This window comes from Rhodanobacteraceae bacterium, from assembly GCA_024234055.1.
In the GTDB taxonomy this organism is placed as follows: domain Bacteria; phylum Pseudomonadota; class Gammaproteobacteria; order Xanthomonadales; family SZUA-5; genus JADKFD01.
In genome coordinates, this window is record JACKOW010000001.1 from 810,268 (window position 1) to 826,489 (window position 16,222).

The 16,222-nt window shown below is 64.8% G+C and carries 11 protein-coding genes; 6 read left to right on the forward strand and 5 right to left on the reverse strand.

The genetic code is table 11. The features are described from left to right. The first annotated feature begins 6 nt into the window (after positions 1-6). Positions 7-501: a MerC domain-containing protein gene (locus H7A19_03305; GenBank protein MCP5473848.1), complete on the forward strand. Its 495-nt coding sequence runs from the start codon at positions 7-9 to the stop codon at positions 499-501. Between the two features lie 46 nt (positions 502-547). Here H7A19_03305 and H7A19_03310 read toward each other — a convergent pair whose 3' ends face one another. Then, positions 548-2,416: an ATP-binding cassette domain-containing protein gene (locus tag H7A19_03310; GenBank protein ID MCP5473849.1), complete on the reverse strand. Its 1,869-nt coding sequence runs from the start codon at positions 2,414-2,416 to the stop codon at positions 548-550. A gap of 192 nt (positions 2,417-2,608) precedes the next feature. On the opposite strand from H7A19_03310, the gene H7A19_03315 reads away from it, so the two are divergent. From H7A19_03315 to H7A19_03335, 5 genes are all read left to right on the forward strand, one after another. Then, a complete protein-coding gene (locus H7A19_03315; protein ID MCP5473850.1) occupies positions 2,609-3,316 on the forward strand; it encodes an FKBP-type peptidyl-prolyl cis-trans isomerase in 708 nt (235 codons plus the stop codon). A 446-nt stretch (positions 3,317-3,762) separates the two neighbouring features. Continuing rightward, a complete protein-coding gene (locus H7A19_03320) occupies positions 3,763-5,112 on the forward strand; it encodes a UDP-glucose/GDP-mannose dehydrogenase family protein (protein ID MCP5473851.1) in 1,350 nt (449 codons plus the stop codon). Between the two features lie 9 nt (positions 5,113-5,121). Then, the gene (locus tag H7A19_03325) at positions 5,122-6,084 is read left to right on the forward strand and encodes an SDR family oxidoreductase (protein MCP5473852.1); all 963 of its coding nucleotides are present in this window, start codon (positions 5,122-5,124) and stop codon (positions 6,082-6,084) included. Between the two features lie 309 nt (positions 6,085-6,393). Next, positions 6,394-6,900: a transcriptional activator RfaH gene (locus H7A19_03330; GenBank protein ID MCP5473853.1), complete on the forward strand. Its 507-nt coding sequence runs from the start codon at positions 6,394-6,396 to the stop codon at positions 6,898-6,900. A 120-nt stretch (positions 6,901-7,020) separates the two neighbouring features. After that, a complete protein-coding gene (locus tag H7A19_03335) occupies positions 7,021-7,647 on the forward strand; it encodes a DUF2058 family protein (GenBank protein ID MCP5473854.1) in 627 nt (208 codons plus the stop codon). A 480-nt stretch (positions 7,648-8,127) separates the two neighbouring features. Here the strand turns inward: H7A19_03335 and H7A19_03340 are convergent, their stop codons facing one another. The 4 genes from H7A19_03340 to lpxL form a co-directional block, all read right to left on the reverse strand. After that, the gene (locus H7A19_03340; protein MCP5473855.1) at positions 8,128-9,159 is read right to left on the reverse strand and encodes a VIT1/CCC1 transporter family protein; all 1,032 of its coding nucleotides are present in this window, start codon (positions 9,157-9,159) and stop codon (positions 8,128-8,130) included. 639 nt (positions 9,160-9,798) lie between these two features. Further along, positions 9,799-13,689, reverse strand: a complete 3,891-nt coding sequence (gene metH, locus H7A19_03345; GenBank protein MCP5473856.1) for a methionine synthase — start codon at positions 13,687-13,689, stop codon at positions 9,799-9,801. A gap of 419 nt (positions 13,690-14,108) precedes the next feature. Next, a complete protein-coding gene (locus H7A19_03350; protein ID MCP5473857.1) occupies positions 14,109-15,029 on the reverse strand; it encodes a metalloregulator ArsR/SmtB family transcription factor in 921 nt (306 codons plus the stop codon). Positions 15,030-15,288: 259 nt separating this feature from the next. Continuing rightward, the gene (gene lpxL / locus H7A19_03355; GenBank protein ID MCP5473858.1) at positions 15,289-16,212 is read right to left on the reverse strand and encodes an LpxL/LpxP family Kdo(2)-lipid IV(A) lauroyl/palmitoleoyl acyltransferase; all 924 of its coding nucleotides are present in this window, start codon (positions 16,210-16,212) and stop codon (positions 15,289-15,291) included. Positions 16,213-16,222: the final 10 nt, after the last annotated feature.

Sequence of the window (16,222 nt, forward strand, 5' to 3'; positions counted from 1 at the left end):
GGTCGAATGAGTATGCCGCAGCACCCCAAACATCGCGGATCAGTGAGCCTGGACGGGCTGGGCGCCGGCGTGTCGCTGGCGTGCGCGGTGCATTGCGCGGCGATTCCGTTGATCTTTGGCCTGATTCCCAGCATGCAACTGGCGCTGCAATCCTGGGACAGCGAGTGGCAGACCTTGGCGCGATGGCTGCTGTGGACCCATGATGCCGAGCGGGTCTTCGTGTCCCTGGTGCTGGTGTTTGCCAGCACCGTATTGATCCGCGGTTATCTGAAACACCGCCAGTCGGCGCCGCTGCTGATCGGCGCCATCGCGGCACTCGGTCTGATTGGCGGCGCCTTCGGTCACTGGCACAGCGCGGATCTGCTGCATGTGGCGCTGCAGGTGGGCGGTGGCCTGGCCCTGGCAGCAGCCCATATCGTCAACCTGCGTTGCCTGCGCCGCGCCGGCCTTCACGCTCACAAGCGGGATAATCGCGTTTTCGCGACGGCCGCCGCGCGCTGACATTCTGGCTGCGCCGTCAGAGCCGCGATGTCGCGGGCAACTCGGCTCATCCGCCCTCCAGCTTCTCCGCCAGTTCCAGCCATTCCAGCTCGATCTGCTCGCGCGCCGCGCTGGCATCGGCCCGGGCCTGTTCCAGTCGGACCAGTTCCAGCGCATTGCTGCCCTGATGGGTCGCGGCATCGACCAGAGCCTGCTCCGCCGCGCGTTCCGCTGCCGTGAGTTTTTCGACCTGTTCTTCCAGACGCTTCAGGCGATTGCTGAGCGCGCGCCGTTCCTTGTGGTCGATCGCAGGTGCTGTTGAACTTGCGACTGGCGTTGTCGATGGCGCGCTGCTGCTACCTGGCGAGCCCTCGCCGCGCAACAGGCGCGCATAGCTGTCCAGATCGTCGTCAAAATCACTGACACCACCGGCATACACGCGCAGATAGCGCTCGCAGCAGCTCTCCAGCAGCGCGCGGTCGTGGCTGACCAGGACCACGGCGCCCGGGAAATCCTGCAGCGCCTCGACCAGTGCCGCCCGGGCCGCCATGTCCAGATGGTTGGTAGGCTCGTCCAGCAGCAACAGATTGGGCTTGTGGGCCAGCAGCAGTGCCAGGGCCAGACGCGCCTTCTCGCCGCCGGAACGCGGCCCGACCGGTGTGGTTGCCAGCTCACCGCCGTAGCCAAAACCACCGAGATAGTCGCGCGCCATCTGATCCGACCAGCCCGGCACATTCTCGCGGGTCAGCGCCAGCGGCGTGGCCTCGGCCGGCAGTTCTTCCACCTGGGATTGGGCGAAATAGCCGATGGCCAGATCGCGGGCTGGCTTGCGTTCGCCGGACATCGGTTCCAGCACGCCGGCCAGCAATTTCATCAGCGTCGACTTGCCAGCACCGTTGCGCCCGAGCAGCCCGACCCGGTCGCCGGGTTCCAGAAACACCGACACGCCGTCCAGCACACGGCGCTCGCCATAGCCGGCCGCGACCTTCTGGATGCTGAGCAGCGGATCGGGGAGCTTGGCGGGCGTCGGCACCGTCCAGTGCACTTCCGATTCTTCCGCCGGCACCGGTGCCGCGTGCAGTTTCTCCAGCGCCTTGACCCGGCTCTGGGCCTGCCTGGCCTTGGTCGCCTTGGCCTTGAAGCGATCGACAAAGCGCTGCAGGTGGGCGCGCTTGATTTCGATCTGGGCGGCTTCCTTGCGTGCCTGCTCGATCCGCGCCGCGCGCTGACGGGCAAAGGCCGAGAAGGCGCCGACGTAGAGTTCGGCGCTGCTGCCGTCCAGATAAAGCGTGTGGGTGCACACCGAGTCGAGGAAATCGCGGTCGTGCGAGATCACCAGCAGCGTGCCCTTGTAGCGTTTCAGCCAGCCCTCCAGCCACAGCACCGTGTCCAGATCCAGGTGGTTGGTGGGCTCGTCCAGCAGCAAGAGGTCCGATCGACACATCAGCGTGCGCGCCAGCGCCAGGCGCATGCGCCAGCCGCCAGAGAACTCGTTGACGCCACGCGCCAGATCGCTATCGGAAAAGCCCAGCCCGCGCAGCAGCTGGGCGGCGCGCGCTTCGGCGTCCCAGTTGCCGGCGTGATCCAGGGCTTCCGCCAGATGCGCCAGCTCATGGCCGTCGGCCTGCTGTTGCGCCTGTTCCCAACGCAGGCGCAGGCTCACCAGCTCTTCGTCACCGGCCAATGCATAGGCCAGTGCCGTCTGCTCGCTGTGTGGCATATGCTGGGCCACGCTGGCCTGCACCCAGTGTCCGGGCACCACCAGGGCGCCTGCATCGGGCGTAAGGCCGCCGGCGATAGCCGCAAACAGCGAGGATTTGCCGCTGCCGTTGCGGCCTACCACGCCCACCCGACTGCCCGGCGGCAGGTCAAAGGTCGCGTTCTGGATCAGCGCACGGCTGCCGCGCGCCAGGGTCATCGATTGCGCCCTGATCATGGGCGACGACCCGAAATTGCCCGATTAGTTCCCTGTATTCCCAGCACGTGCGTTTGCCGAAGTTCATTCATAGACCGCAGAATAGCGGGCTTGGGAAGCCAAAGTGCGGGCGGCGCCAGTCGCTGGTGCCGCAGACGCCGCTCCTGAATCCGGTTCCTCATTCCGACTACAGCCCCCAGAAGGACATCATCGATGAAATCACTGCTCTCCAGGAGCGCTATCGCGCTCGCACTCGGTACCGCCCTGATCGCGCTGCCGGCGCTGGCCATGGATCCGGCCTTGAAGACCGACAAGGACAAGAACAGCTACATGATCGGCATGCTGTGGGGCAAGCAGCTTCAGGACATCAAGGGCGATGTCGACATGGCCATGGTGCAGAAGGGTCTGGCCGACTCCTTCGCCGGCGAGAAGACGCTGATGACCGAAGAAGAAGCGCAGAAGGTCAGCGGTGACTTCCGCACCATGCTGCAGGGCAAGCGTGAAGCCGAGCGCGCCAAGGCAGCCGCCGAGAACAAGGCCAAGGGCGACGAGTTCCTGGCCAAGAACAAGACGGTTGCTGGCGTGAAGACCACCGAGAGCGGTCTGCAGTACATGGTTCTGACCGAAGGCACGGGTGCCAAGCCCAAGGCCACCGATCAGGTCAAGGTCGATTACGTCGGTACCCTGATCAACGGCACCAAGTTTGATTCCAGCATCGATCGCGGCCAGCCGGCCACCTTCCCGCTGAACGGCGTGATTCCGGGCTGGACCGAAGGCCTGCAGCTGATGACCGTCGGCAGCAAGTACAAGTTCTTCATCCCGGGTAATCTGGCCTATGGCGAGCAGGGACAGCCGCAGGGCGGCATCGGCCCGAACGAAGTGCTGATCTTCGAAGTCGAGCTCAAGGAAATCCTGAACTGATCGAGTCCGATCAGTCCCAGTGCAGAAGCCGCCGCAAGGCGGCTTTTGCGTTTGTGGGGCAGGGAAAAGCCGGGGCAGGGCGACGGGGCACGGGGCAGGGGGCAGGGGAAAGGCTACAGGCTTCAGGCTCTTGTGGGTCCAGACTTGTCTGGACGCTCTTGGCGTGGCCTGCGAGAAGCCTCCAGACAAGTCTGGACCCACAAAACTGGCAGGCCTCGCGACAGCTTCGCGGCTGAAGCCGCTCCCACAGGGGCGCGTAGCCGCAAGTATCTGCATCGGACCCACAACCCAAAACGCACAACCAACAACCAACAACCAACAACCAACAACCAACAACCGGCATTTCAGCGTGCCGCTCGCCGCCTTCGCCGCTATAGTCGGCCCCCGTCGGGCCAGTGGCGGCGTCTGCGTGCGCCCCGAAAGGCTCCTGTTCGAGTGAGCAAGGCATGCGTGTAGCGATTTTCGGCACCGGTTATGTGGGTCTGGTCACAGGCGCTTGCCTGGCAGAGGCCGGCAATCAGGTCATTTGTGTGGATGTGGACGCGGGCAAGATCGATCGCCTCAATCGCGGCGAGATTCCGATCTACGAGCCCGGGTTGGAGGATCTGGTCCATCGCAATCGCCAATCGGGCCTGCTGCGCTTCACCACCGATGCCGCGGCCGCGACCGCGCACGGCGAGATCATCTTCATTGCCGTCGGCACCCCGCCCGATGAGGATGGCAGCGCCGATCTGCGCTATGTGCTGTCGGTGGCGCGCGATATCGGCACCCACCTCTCGCGCTATGCGGTCGTGGTCAACAAATCGACGGTGCCGGTGGGTACGGCCGATCGGGTGCGCGCTGCCATTGCCGCCACGCTGGCGGAGCGCGGCGTCGAGGTGCCTTACGATGTGGTCTCCAATCCCGAATTCCTGAAGGAAGGTGATGCCGTCAAGGACTGCATGAAGCCCGATCGCATTGTCATTGGCAGCAGCAGTGCCAAGGCCATTGCCGCGCTGAAGGCCTTGTATGCGCCCTTCAACCGCAATCACGAGCGTCTGGTGCTGATGGATGAGCGCTCGGCGGAACTGACCAAGTACGCCGCCAATGCCATGCTGGCCACCAAGATCAGTTTCATGAACGAAGTGGCCAACATCGCCGAGCGCGTTGGTGCTGATGTCGAAGCGGTTCGTCTTGGCATCGGCTCCGATCCGCGCATCGGCTACGCCTTCATCTATCCGGGGATTGGCTACGGTGGCTCCTGCTTTCCCAAGGATGTGCAGGCCCTCGGTCGCACCGCCCGCGGCGTCGGTTACGAGGCCCGTATCCTGAATGCGGTCGAGGCGGTCAACTACGACCAGAAGTCCAAGCTCTACGCCCAGATGGAATCCCATTTCGGCGGCAATCTGAAGGGCCGCACCATCGCCATCTGGGGCCTGTCGTTCAAGCCCAACACCGATGACATGCGCGAAGCCCCCAGTCGCACGCTGATGGAGGCCTTGTGGGCTGCTGGCGCGAAGGTACGGGCCTTCGATCCCGAGGCCGCCCATGAGGCGCGGCGGGTGTTCGGGGAGCGTGACGATCTGGTGCTGGTCGACGAGGCCATGGATGCGCTGGATGGCGCCGATGCGCTGGCCATCGTGACCGAGTGGAAGGCCTTCTGGAGTCCCGATTTCGCCCGCATCGCCAAGGCCATGATCGCGCCGGTGCTGTTTGACGGACGCAACATCTACGACCCCAAGGTGGTGGAAGCGGCCGGTATTGCCTACTACGGCATCGGCCGCGGCCGTAGCGTGCAACGCCCCGATTTCGTCTGAGGATCCACCATGCGCGATATCGAGCGGAAGCGAATACTGGTCACCGGCGGCGCCGGCTTTCTCGGCTCACACCTGTGTGAGCGCCTGATTGCGCAGGGACACGATGTGCTCTGCGTCGACAATTTCTTTACCGGCGCCAAGGCCAATGTCGCTCATCTCATCGGCCATCCGGCCTTCGAGTTGATGCGGCATGACGTCACCTTCCCGCTCTATGTGGAAGTGGACGAGATCTACAACCTGGCTTGCCCGGCCTCGCCGATCCACTACCAGCATGATCCGGTGCAGACCACCAAGACCAGCGTGCACGGCGCCATCAACATGCTGGGCCTGGCCAAGCGGGTCAAGGCCAAGATCCTGCAGGCCTCCACCAGCGAGGTCTATGGCGATCCGCAGATTCACCCGCAGCCCGAAGGCTACTGGGGCCATGTCAATCCGATCGGCATCCGCTCCTGCTATGACGAGGGCAAGCGATGCGCCGAGACGCTGTTCTTCGACTATCACCGCCAGCACCAGTTGCGCATCAAGGTGGCGCGCATTTTCAACACCTATGGTCCGCGCATGCACCCCAACGACGGTCGCGTGGTGTCCAATTTCATCGTGCAGGCGCTCCGCGGCGAGCCGATCACGGTGTACGGGAAGGGCGATCAGACCCGTTCGTTCTGTTATGTGGATGACCTGGTCGATGGTCTGATCCGGCTGATGGAGTCGCCCGATGACTTCACTGGCCCCGTGAATCTTGGCAATCCCGGGGAGTTCACCATCCTGGAACTGGCGGAACGGGTGCTGGCAATCACCAAATCCAGTTCGAGTATCGATTTCCATCCCTTGCCGGCCGATGATCCCACCCAGCGACGCCCGGTCATCGATCTGGCCCAATCCCGACTTGGATGGCAACCCAAGGTTTCGCTGGAGCAGGGTTTGCCACAGACCGTGGCCCATTTCAGTGATTTGCTTGGTATCGAGAAAGCCTGAAAGATCAATCGATTGTGAGATTGTTCTGCGGCGAATGACGGGGTTTCGGAGGGGGCCGGTGCCGGCCCGGGATGTTTGCGATCTCTGAATCAGGCATTCAGGAACGGAATGCCTGCACGTTCCGCCGTCGACGTCAAGAATTGTCGATTACAACGGCTTTCTTTAGAATCCCCCCTCCACGGCTCCCCGAGCGAGCCGGCTTTACCCCAATGGACTGCGCGTGCAGACGATGAGTCTACGCGACGCTGCGGGGTCGCCCGTCTCCGACGGTGGTTCGCACTCGCCAGACTGCAGGAGAGGACCGCGATCGTGAAGTGGTACGTCGTAAATACTCGCCCCAGAGAAGAGGCCCGCGCTGTTGAGCATCTCACTCGTGAGGGCTATCAGTGTCTGTATCCCCGAATCCGCCGCACCTTGAAGACCACCAAGGGTCGGGTGGATCGCGTGGAATCCTTGTTTCCCAACTACCTGTTCTTGCACGCCAACCCGATGACGGACAATCTGGCGCGTGTGCGCTCGACCCGTGGGGTGCGCAACCTGGTCCGCTTTGGTCTGGAGCCTGCCGAGGTTCCGCCCGAGGTGATCGAAGAGTTGCAGTTGTGCGGCGAGAAGCAGAATGGCGTCATTCGCCTGAACGGCGCCGCGCGTCAGGCCGTCGCTGCCAAGTTTGCCGACAGCGAACTGGTGGATTTTGGTGGTGTGTTCCTGACCACCGACGGCTCCGAGCGCGTCATCCTGTTGATGCGCGTGCTCGGTGATTACAACAAGGTCAATCTGCCTGAAGAGCAGATGGAAGGCTCACAGGCTGCCGCCTGATCCAAGTGACCGGCGGATCGCGCCGAAGCAGTGCAGTCGATGTGTTGTTGCCAGGCAGCAGCACATCGACTGGTCCCGTTGACGCGGCATCGTCCGCATTGCCCTGATTGAGACGCCACGATGGGTCTGTCCCTACGCGATCAGCTGCTCCAGGCGGGCTTTACCCAGTCCAAGCCTGAGCCCAAGGCGGATCCCAAGCCCAATCATCAGCGCCGGGATGGTCGGCCTCCGCACAAGCGCGGCGGTGGGCCATCGCAGCAAGCACGCAAACCCGAGGGGCAGCCACGTCCGCCGCGCGAAGCCAAGTCCGGCGGCGAGCCGTCATTGGCGCACGCCTACCAGATCCGCGCCGAAACCGAGAAACGCGAGCGCGAAGAAGCGCAGAAGCGCGCTCAGGAAGAAGCCCAGCGCAAGCGCGAGCAGCGCCAGAAGCTGTCGGTACTGGTGGCTGGCAAGGCCCAGAACAACCCGGCCGGGGAGCATGCGCGCAACTTCTTCTATGGCAAGAAGATCCGCAAGGTCAATGTCACCCCTGAGCAGTTCCAGCAGCTCAACGCCGGCGAACTGGGCGTGGCGCAGGTCGATGGTCGCTTCCTGATCCTGAGCCCCGAGATCATCCGCGAAGCCCTGAGCATCGCACCTCAGCACGTGGCCCTGTTCGTGCCCGAGGGCATCGGCGCTTCCAACAACCCGGATGACGACTACAGCGATCCCCGCTTCCAGGTGCCGGACGATCTGGTCTGGTAGCTGCCGCCTGAGCTGGTGCGTCGCGGGTCGGAGTCTCGATTCTTGGACGCGAAGGACGCTAAGGAAAAGCAGAAAGGACGCCAAGAAGAGCCGATCGAAGGTTGGCGACAAGGCCTCAGCCGGAACCCGTTTTCCCCGCTCCCCCAAGAGTGGTCGTCGAAAAGCTTGCGGTAGCGCGGCTCCGACGCGCCGCAGTCCTGGCCGGAAGCGATGACCCGTTCGCGTCGGCGGCCGCGATCGGCGGAATAGACGGGGCTTGCCCGGGAAGAGCGGCGTCTTACCGTGTCGTGTCGTGCCCCACAGTTGGCGATCAGGCCGCGCCGCAGACCCGGCCCATACCTTCGCGATCTTTCTGCTTTTCCTTGGTGTCCAACGCTTCTCCCCAACGACGCGACTCGGCCGCCGATGTCACGTAGCCCGCTTCGCGGCCAACATGACCTACGCGTCCTTCGCGTCCAACGCTGTTCCCTTCAAGGCGGCTCAGCCCACCGCCGCCCCGAACAGACTGCCGATCAGCCAGGTCAGGGCGCCGGCGCCAGCGCCGATGCCGAGCATGCGGGCACCGCCGGCCAGGGCCGAACGGCCGGTGAACAGGCTGAGGCTGGCGCCGGTGGCGAACAGGCCGATGCTGGCCAGCGCCGCACCCAGATAGCCGGCGCCGGGCAATTGCCCGCCAAAGAAGAAGGGCAGCAGCGGCACCAACGCGCCCAGCGTGAAGGACGCAAAGGAGAAACCGGCCGCGCCCCAGGGCGAGCCCAGATCATCCGGGTTCAGGCCCAGTTCCTCGCGGGCGAGCACATCCAGCGCCACCTTGGGGTCGGCGGTCAGTCGATTGGCCAGAGCCATTGATTCAGCCTCCGAGAGCCCGCGCGCCTGATAGATCAGCGCCAGTTCGGCCGCTTCGGCTTCCGGATACTCCGCCAGTTCCTGACGTTCCAGTTCGATCTGGTACTCGAACAGCTCACGCTGCGAGCGCACCGACACGTACTCGCCTGCCGCCATCGACAAGGCGCCAGCCAGCAGCCCGGCGATGCCCGCGGTGATGGTGGCCTGGGTGCTGGCCGAGGCGCCGATGACGCCCAGGATCAGGCTGGTATTGGAGACCAGGCCGTCATTGGCGCCAAAGATGGCCGCGCGCAGATTGCCGCCGCCCATGCTCTTGTGGCGACCACCGACGTCTTCCAGCTTCAAGGGCAGGGCGTGACCCGGGACCACCGCATCGTAGGCCGACAACCCACGGATCTTCAGCGCCGCCAGCAAGGGCTTGACGCGCCGCGGGCCCAAGCGCCGGGCCAGAGACAAGGTCAGGCGTTCGCGCGGGCCGGGCACGAAGCCGGGCAGGGGGCGGCCCTCGCGGGCAGCGATGGCGGCCCAGGTCTCACGCTGCTTGCCGGCCTCAGCGCCCAGCTTCAGGAACAGTGCCGCGATGCGGGGATCAGGCTCTATCGCCGCCAGTTGCTCATAGAGCCAGGCCGATCGGGTTTCTTCCAGCCAGCTTTCCGGGGCGCTCATGCGTCTACTCCGGTGGACGACGGCCCATACTGACAGAGCAACCGCGGTGACGCGATGTGCTGGATCAAGGCTGCAGACATGCCTGGGGCAATGTCGGCGGCGTCGTAGCAAGCCACCTGTGTCGGCCCGACACTGCCGACGGACCATGAATCCCCGGCGTCATTGCGACCCCGGACTTGATCCGGGGGAAGCAATCCAGAGGTGTGCGGCGATACCCCGGATTGCTTCGTCGCTGCGCTCCTCGCAATGACGCATCATGACGACATGGGTTCATGGAAAGCCATCTGCTCCGGCCCGAATGTGCCCACGGGTCATGTATCGCCGGGCGCTCGTGTAGGCAGGGTCCTTCGCGTCGACGGGCATTGGTCGAGCCACCTTCCACACACGCGAGGCGCCCGGCGTATTGCGGTCCACGAAGCCGCGGCCGCCGGCGCGAAGAACCAGAAGGCACGAATCCAGGCCCACGCGCGCCGGAGCCGCGCTACGTCTGCTGAAGAAGCGCTGTCGTAGGTCCAGACAAGTCTGGACCAACAAAAGCCCGAAGCCCGTAGCCTTTCCCGCGCCCCGCGCCCCGCGCCCCGCGCCTCCGACCAACAACCAACAACCAACAACCAACAACCAACAACCAACAACCAGCTCTTACTCCTCCGGATCGTAATCCAGCACCGGCGCCAGCCAGCGTTCGGCTTCGCGCAGCGACTGGCCGCGTCGGTGGGCGTAGTCCTCGACCTGTTCCTTGCTCACCCGGCCGACCACGAAGTACTGGCTGTCGGGGTGGGCGAAGTACAGTCCGCTGACCGCCGCGGCCGGGTACATGGCATAGCTCTCGGTGAGTTCAATGCCGGCATTGGCCTCGGCCTCCAGCAGATCGAAGATCACCCGCTTCTCGGTATGGTCGGGGCAGGCGGGATAGCCGGGAGCCGGTCGAATGCCGCGATAGCGCTCGTCGATCAGGCTGTCATTGTCCAGTTCTTCATCTGGCGCATAGCCCCAGAACTCACGCCGCACGCGCTGATGCATGCGCTCTGCGAAAGCCTCGGCCAAGCGATCTGCCAGGGCTTTCAGCAGAATCGCGCTGTAGTCGTCATGAGCGGCTTCGAAGGCCGCCACATGCTGCTCGATGCCGATCCCGGCGGTCACCGCAAAAGCACCGATGTAATCGGACTTGCCAGAGGATTTCGGCGCAATGAAATCGGCCAGGCACAGATTGGGTCGGCCGGGTGGTTTGTCGGCCTGCTGGCGCAGGAAGGAGAGGGAGGCTAGCAAGCCGGGACTCGGGACTCGGGACTCGGGACTCGAAGAGCCGGATCGGCCATCTCCGACAATCTCCGCCCCTGCTGTTGGCGTCGGCTGACGCCCGTAGGCCGAGGTTCCGGCGTGGTTCCGAGTCCCGAGTCCCGAGTCCCGAGTCCCGGCATCATCGGAGTCCCGAGTCCCGGCGTCACCGGCATACACCTCCACCTCCTCCCCCACCGAATTGGCCGGCCACAGGCCGATCACGCCGCGGGCAGTGAGCCAGCGTTCGGCGATGATGCGATCGAGCATGGCGTTGGCATCGACCAGCAGCTTGCGGGCCTCGGTGCCGACCACGGCGTCGTCGAGAATGGCCGGATAGCGGCCAGCCAGTTCCCAGGTGGAGAAGAACGGGGTCCAGTCGATCAGTTTGCGCAGTTCTTCCAGCGGATAGTTGTCGAAGACCGTGAGGCCGAGCTTCTTCGGCGCGGGTGGCTGGTAGCTGGCCCAGTCGCCGTCGAAGCGGTTGCCGCGGGCCTGGGCCAGCGACACCAGGCGTTTGCCGGGGCCGCGATCCTTGTGGCGCTCGCGCACGTCGGCGTAATCGGCCTTGATCTCGGCGACGAAGCGCTCGCGTTCGAGCACGCTGACCAGATTCTGGGCCACGCCGACCGCGCGCGAGGCGTCCTTGACCCAGACCACGGGCTGGTCGTAATGCGGTTCAATTTTCAGCGCGGTGTGCGCGCGGCTGGTGGTGGCGCCGCCGATCAGTAGCGGCTGGCTCATACCCTGACGCTTCATCTCGCGCGCGACATGGTGCATCTCGTCGAGCGAGGGCGTGATCAGTCCCGACAGGCCGATGATGTCGGCGCCCACCGCTCGCGCAGTGTCCAGAATCTTCTGTGTCGGCACCATCACGCCGAGATCGATCACCTCGAAATTGTTGCAGGCCAGGACCACGCCGACGATGTTCTTGCCGATGTCATGGACATCGCCCTTGACCGTGGCCAGCAGGATCTTGCCGTTGTTCTTGGCGACATCGCCGCTGCGGCGCTTCTCTTCCTCGATGTAGGGGATCAGATAGGCCACCGCTTTCTTCATCACGCGCGCCGACTTGACCACCTGCGGCAGGAACATCTTGCCGGCTCCGAACAGGTCGCCGACCACGTTCATGCCGGCCATCAGCGGCCCCTCGATCACTTCCAGCGGCTTGTCCGCACGCTGCCGCGCAGCTTCGGTGTCGGCCTCGACAAACTCGTCAATGCCATGCACCAGCGCGTGTTCGAGGCGCTTTTCGACCTCCCAGCCGCGCCACTCCGTTTGTTCGGGACCCGGGACCCGGGACCCGGGACCCGCAGAGGCGTACTTCGACGCAATCTCCAGCAGTCGCTCTGTCGCGTCGCTGCGCCGATTCAGCACCACGTCCTCGACGCGCTCGCGCAGTTCTTCGGGCAGATCGTCGTAGATGGCCAGGGCACCGGCGTTGACGATGCCCATGTCCATGCCGGCGCGGATGGCGTGGTACAGGAACACCGAGTGGATGGCCTCGCGCACCGGATTGTTGCCGCGCATGGCAAAGGAGACGTTGGAGACGCCGCCGGAGATGTGCACACCGGGCATCTGCGCCTTGATCTGGCGGCAGGCCTCGATGAAGGCCACGGCGTAGTCGTTGTGCTCGTCGATGCCGGTGGCGATGGCGAAGATGTTGGGATCGAAGATGATGTCTTCGGGTGCCATGCCGACCTTGTCGGTCAGCAGGTGGTAGGCGCGCTTGCAGATGCTGACCTTGCGTTCGACGGTGTCGGCCTGGCCCTGTTCGTCGAAGGCCATGACCACCACCGCAGCGCCATATTCCTGCACCTTGCGGGCATGGCTCAGAAAGGCCTCTTCGCCTTCCTTGAGGCTGATCGAATTGACGATGGCCTTGCCTTGGACGCACTTGAGGCCGGCCTCGATCACGCTCCACTTGGAGCTGTCGATCATCAGCGGCACGCGGGCGATGTCGGGCTCGGCGGCGATCAGGTTGAGGAAGCGGGTCATGGCGGCTTCCGAATCGAGCAGGCCCTCATCCATGTTGACGTCGATGATCTGGGCGCCGTTCTGCACCTGCTGGCGCGCCACTTCGACCGCCTGATCGTAGCGGTCTTCCTTGATCAGTTTCTTGAACTGCGCCGAGCCGGTGACATTGGTTCGCTCACCGACGTTGACGAAATTCAGCTCCGGCGTGATCACCAGTGGTTCCAGGCCGGCCAGCCGGGTGTGCGCAGCCGGACGCACGGGTTCGCGCGGCGGCATCGCCGCGACCTTGGCGGCGATGGCGCGGATATGTTCGGGCGTGGTGCCGCAGCAGCCGCCGACGATGTTGACCAGGCCCGATTCGGCAAATTCGCCGATGGTGCCGGACATGTCTTCGGGTGACTCGTCGTACTCGCCGAAGGCATTGGGCAGGCCGGCATTCGGATGCGCCGAGATCAGGGCATCGACGCTGCGGGCCAGGTCTTCCACGTAGGGCCGCAGATCGCGAGCGCCAAGCGCGCAGTTGAGGCCGATGGAGAAGGGCCGGGCATGCACCACCGAATAGGCAAAGGCCTCGGCGGTCTGGCCGGAAAGCGTACGCCCGGAGCGATCGGTGATGGTGCCGGAGATCATCACCGGCAGGCGGTAGCCGCGGCGGGCGTAGACCTGGTCGATGGCGTACAGCGCGGCCTTGGCATTGAGCGTGTCGAAGATGGTCTCGACCATGATGATCTGGGCGCCACCGTCGATCAGGCCTTCGGTGGACTCGCGGTAGGCCTCGGCCAGTTCGTCGAAGCTGATGGCGCGAAATCCCGGGTTGTTGACGTCCGGCGAGATCGACAGCGTGCGGCTGGTCGGTCCGAGCACGCCCACGCAATAACGCGGTTGCTCCGGGGTGCGCTCGCTCTGGCGATCGCAGACTTCGCGCGCCAGTCTGGCCGCGGCCACGTTCAGATCGTAGGTGGCCGCTTCCAGATGGTAGTCGGCCTGACTGACACGGGTGGCATTGAAGCTGTTGGTCTCGATCAGATCGGCGCCGGCGTCCAGATAGGCCTGATGCACCGCCTGCACGATCTTGGGCTGGGTCAGCGCCAGCAGATCGTTGTTGCCCTTGAGTTCATGCCCGAAGTCGGCGAAGCGCTCGCCGCGAAAATCGGACTCCTCCAGCTTGTAGCGCTGCAGCATCGAGCCCATGGCACCGTCCAGGATCAGGATGCGCCGCTGCGCATCAGTCATCAGGCGAGCCGCCTCGGACGGGTTCTTGTAGGGCAGTTCGATCATCAGCCTGTTTCAGCCGTCTGGACGGCCGATCCTTTTATCGCGATGGAGCGATGGAGTGTATCCCAAAGCCATGGAGCATGGGCGCAGGCGGGGGACTCTCGGTTGTCGGTTGTCGGTTGTCGGTACGGGTTGGCACGGGCGCAGGTGGGGAAGGCAGAGGTGGAGCTCTACACCGGGGAGGCCCCTGTCGGTGCCCTCCTGCAGGGGCGGGTGCTCTTCGTAGGAGCGACCTCGCGTCGCGAGCAACACGCTGCGTGCTTGACCAGGGCGCTGTGCAAGTACCTTGGTCTGACGAGGGGCGCGCTCAGAAGCCGGACGCAGAGTACAAGGAGAAGACGCACAGAGAACGCGGAGAAAGGCTGTTGTCGAAACTCGCCTTGGCCTGGAGCGATTGACGTCAAGACGTGGCGGGCTCGCCTCTAGCAGAAGGGCCGATCGCTCGAATCCCCGGCGCAGGCCGTCGCCACCCAGACCTTGAAATGCGGTGGGCGCGACTCGACGCCGCCGACACTGATGCGTGGCTGCGCGAAACCGGCTTGGGCCAGCAGGCTGGCCAGTTCATCGGCGCCAAATCCCAGATTGCGGTGCCCGAAGGGTGCCACAACCGTGCGGTGCTGGTGCCGATCCAGACAGGTCAGGAGCAGGCGTCCGCCCGCACGCAGCACCCGGGCGGCTTCGGTCAACACCTGCAAAGGGCGGTCGGAATAGGGCAGCGCCTGCAGCAAGAGCACTAGATCAACGCTGGCATCCGGCAAGGGCAGGGCATGCATATCGCCCTGTACCACGCGCGCCTGCGGCTGATCGGCCAGCCGTGCCTGCCCCGCCGCCACCACCCGTTCGCTGAAATCCACGCAGGTCAGGGTGCGCGTGCGCGGCGCCAGCAACTGCGCCAGTGCACCGTCCCCGGACGCCACATCGAGCACATCGCCGAGTTCCAGCAGTTCCAGACAGGCGCGCATGGAGGCTTCCCAGCTGCGCCCCGGTGAGTAGTGGCGTTCCATGTCCCCGGCCACCGTATCGGCCCAACTGGACGCCCCCAGGCGTGCATCCAGGACTTGCTGACGCCGCGCCTGATCCTCGATCAACACCGCATCTGCGGTATGTGTGCGCAGGCTCCCCCAAAGCGCCCGAGTCGCTGGCGGCCAATCCTCGGCAGTGGCGCGGTAGTAGGCGGCAACGCCGGAGCGGCGATCCATGACCAGACCCGCCTCCTTGAGCTTGGACAGATGCGTGGACACCCGCGGCTGCTTGAGCCGGGTGATGGTCGACAACTCGGCCACGGTCAGCTCTTCGTCGACCAGCAAGGCCAGCAGGCGCACCCGACTGGTGTCAGCGAGCATCCGCAAGAGTTCGGTGGCGTTGGCGAGTTCGATGGCGGGTGGTCCGTCGTGGGCAGATGCGCAAAGTTACAACAGCGAGGCCTGCAGAGGGGCGCGATCGTGTCGAGACGGTCGAAACCGGAATCGCCGACACTTCTACCGGACCGAAGAGCAGAAGCCCGGCAGAAGCAGCGGAGCAAGCTCCGCTCTACGAGAGCATCGGTGTGCGGGGCCTTGGTAGTGCCGAGCTTGCTCGGCAGGGTGTGCTAGCGCACGCCGCTCAGTCGTACAGCGCTGGATCTGCCTTGTCGGGACGGGTCTTGAAACGCGCATGCAGCCACAGGTACTGCTCGGGGCAGGCGCGGATCAATTGTTCCATCAGCGCATTGACCCGGCTGGTGTCGGCCAGCGCGTCGTCGCTGGGAAAATCCACCAGCGGCGGATGCAGGCGCAGGCCGTAGCTGCCATCAGGCATTCGGCGGTGTTCGAAGCCGATCACCGCGGCGCCGCTCAGTCGTGCCAGCTGGTGCGTAGCCGTGATCGTGGACGCCGGAATGCCGAAGAACGGTGCAAACACGCGCTCGCCGCGTCGGTATTCCTGATCGGGCGCATACCAGAGCGCTCCGCCGCTCTTGAGATAGCGCAGCACGCCGCGCAACTCGTCGCGCCGGTACATTGCGTCGGCGTAGCGCAGTCGTGCTGTCTTCACTGCCCACTCGAAGGCCGGATCGTGGTGCTCGCGATACATGCCGGCCAGCGGCATGAAGCGGCACAGCAATCGACCGGCGAGTTCCAGATGGCTGAAATGGGCACCGACCAGCAACACCCCGCGCCCGGCCGCGCGCGCGGCCTCGATGTGCTCAAGACCTTCGACGGTCACCTTGAGGCGCGCGACTCGGCGGATGGAGCCGAACCAACCCCAGGCAAAGGCCACCAGCATGCGCCCCGATTCGCGGGCGTTCTCGGCGGCGACACGCTGGCGTTCTTCTGCTGTCCATTCCGGGAAGCACAGCGCCAGATTGCGTCTGAGGATGCGCCGCCGTCGTGGCAGCAATGCCAGCACCAGCGGCCCAATGGCCGCACCCATGGCCAGTGCTGGCCGATGCGGAATCCGCGCGATCAGCCACAGCAGGGCCACGCCGATCCAGCCGGGCCAGCAATAGGGATGCCAGAGCGGCCTGGCGGCAGTTTTGACCTTGCGCATGGGGGCATCA

Bases quoted from the DNA above. Each gene is read 5' to 3' on its own strand.
- H7A19_03305 (MCP5473848.1), top strand. From the start codon at position 7: ATGAGTATGCCGCAGCACCCCAAACATCGCGGATCAGTGAGCCTGGAC.
- H7A19_03310 (MCP5473849.1), bottom strand. From the start codon at position 2,416: ATGATCAGGGCGCAATCGATGACCCTGGCGCGCGGCAGCCGTGCGCTG.
- H7A19_03315 (MCP5473850.1), top strand. From the start codon at position 2,609: ATGAAATCACTGCTCTCCAGGAGCGCTATCGCGCTCGCACTCGGTACC.
- H7A19_03320 (MCP5473851.1), top strand. From the start codon at position 3,763: ATGCGTGTAGCGATTTTCGGCACCGGTTATGTGGGTCTGGTCACAGGC.
- H7A19_03325 (MCP5473852.1), top strand. From the start codon at position 5,122: ATGCGCGATATCGAGCGGAAGCGAATACTGGTCACCGGCGGCGCCGGC.
- H7A19_03335 (MCP5473854.1), top strand. From the start codon at position 7,021: ATGGGTCTGTCCCTACGCGATCAGCTGCTCCAGGCGGGCTTTACCCAG.
- H7A19_03340 (MCP5473855.1), bottom strand. From the start codon at position 9,159: ATGAGCGCCCCGGAAAGCTGGCTGGAAGAAACCCGATCGGCCTGGCTC.
- metH (MCP5473856.1), bottom strand. From the start codon at position 13,689: ATGATCGAACTGCCCTACAAGAACCCGTCCGAGGCGGCTCGCCTGATG.
- H7A19_03350 (MCP5473857.1), bottom strand. From the start codon at position 15,029: ATGCTCGCTGACACCAGTCGGGTGCGCCTGCTGGCCTTGCTGGTCGAC.
- lpxL (MCP5473858.1), bottom strand. From the start codon at position 16,212: ATGCGCAAGGTCAAAACTGCCGCCAGGCCGCTCTGGCATCCCTATTGC.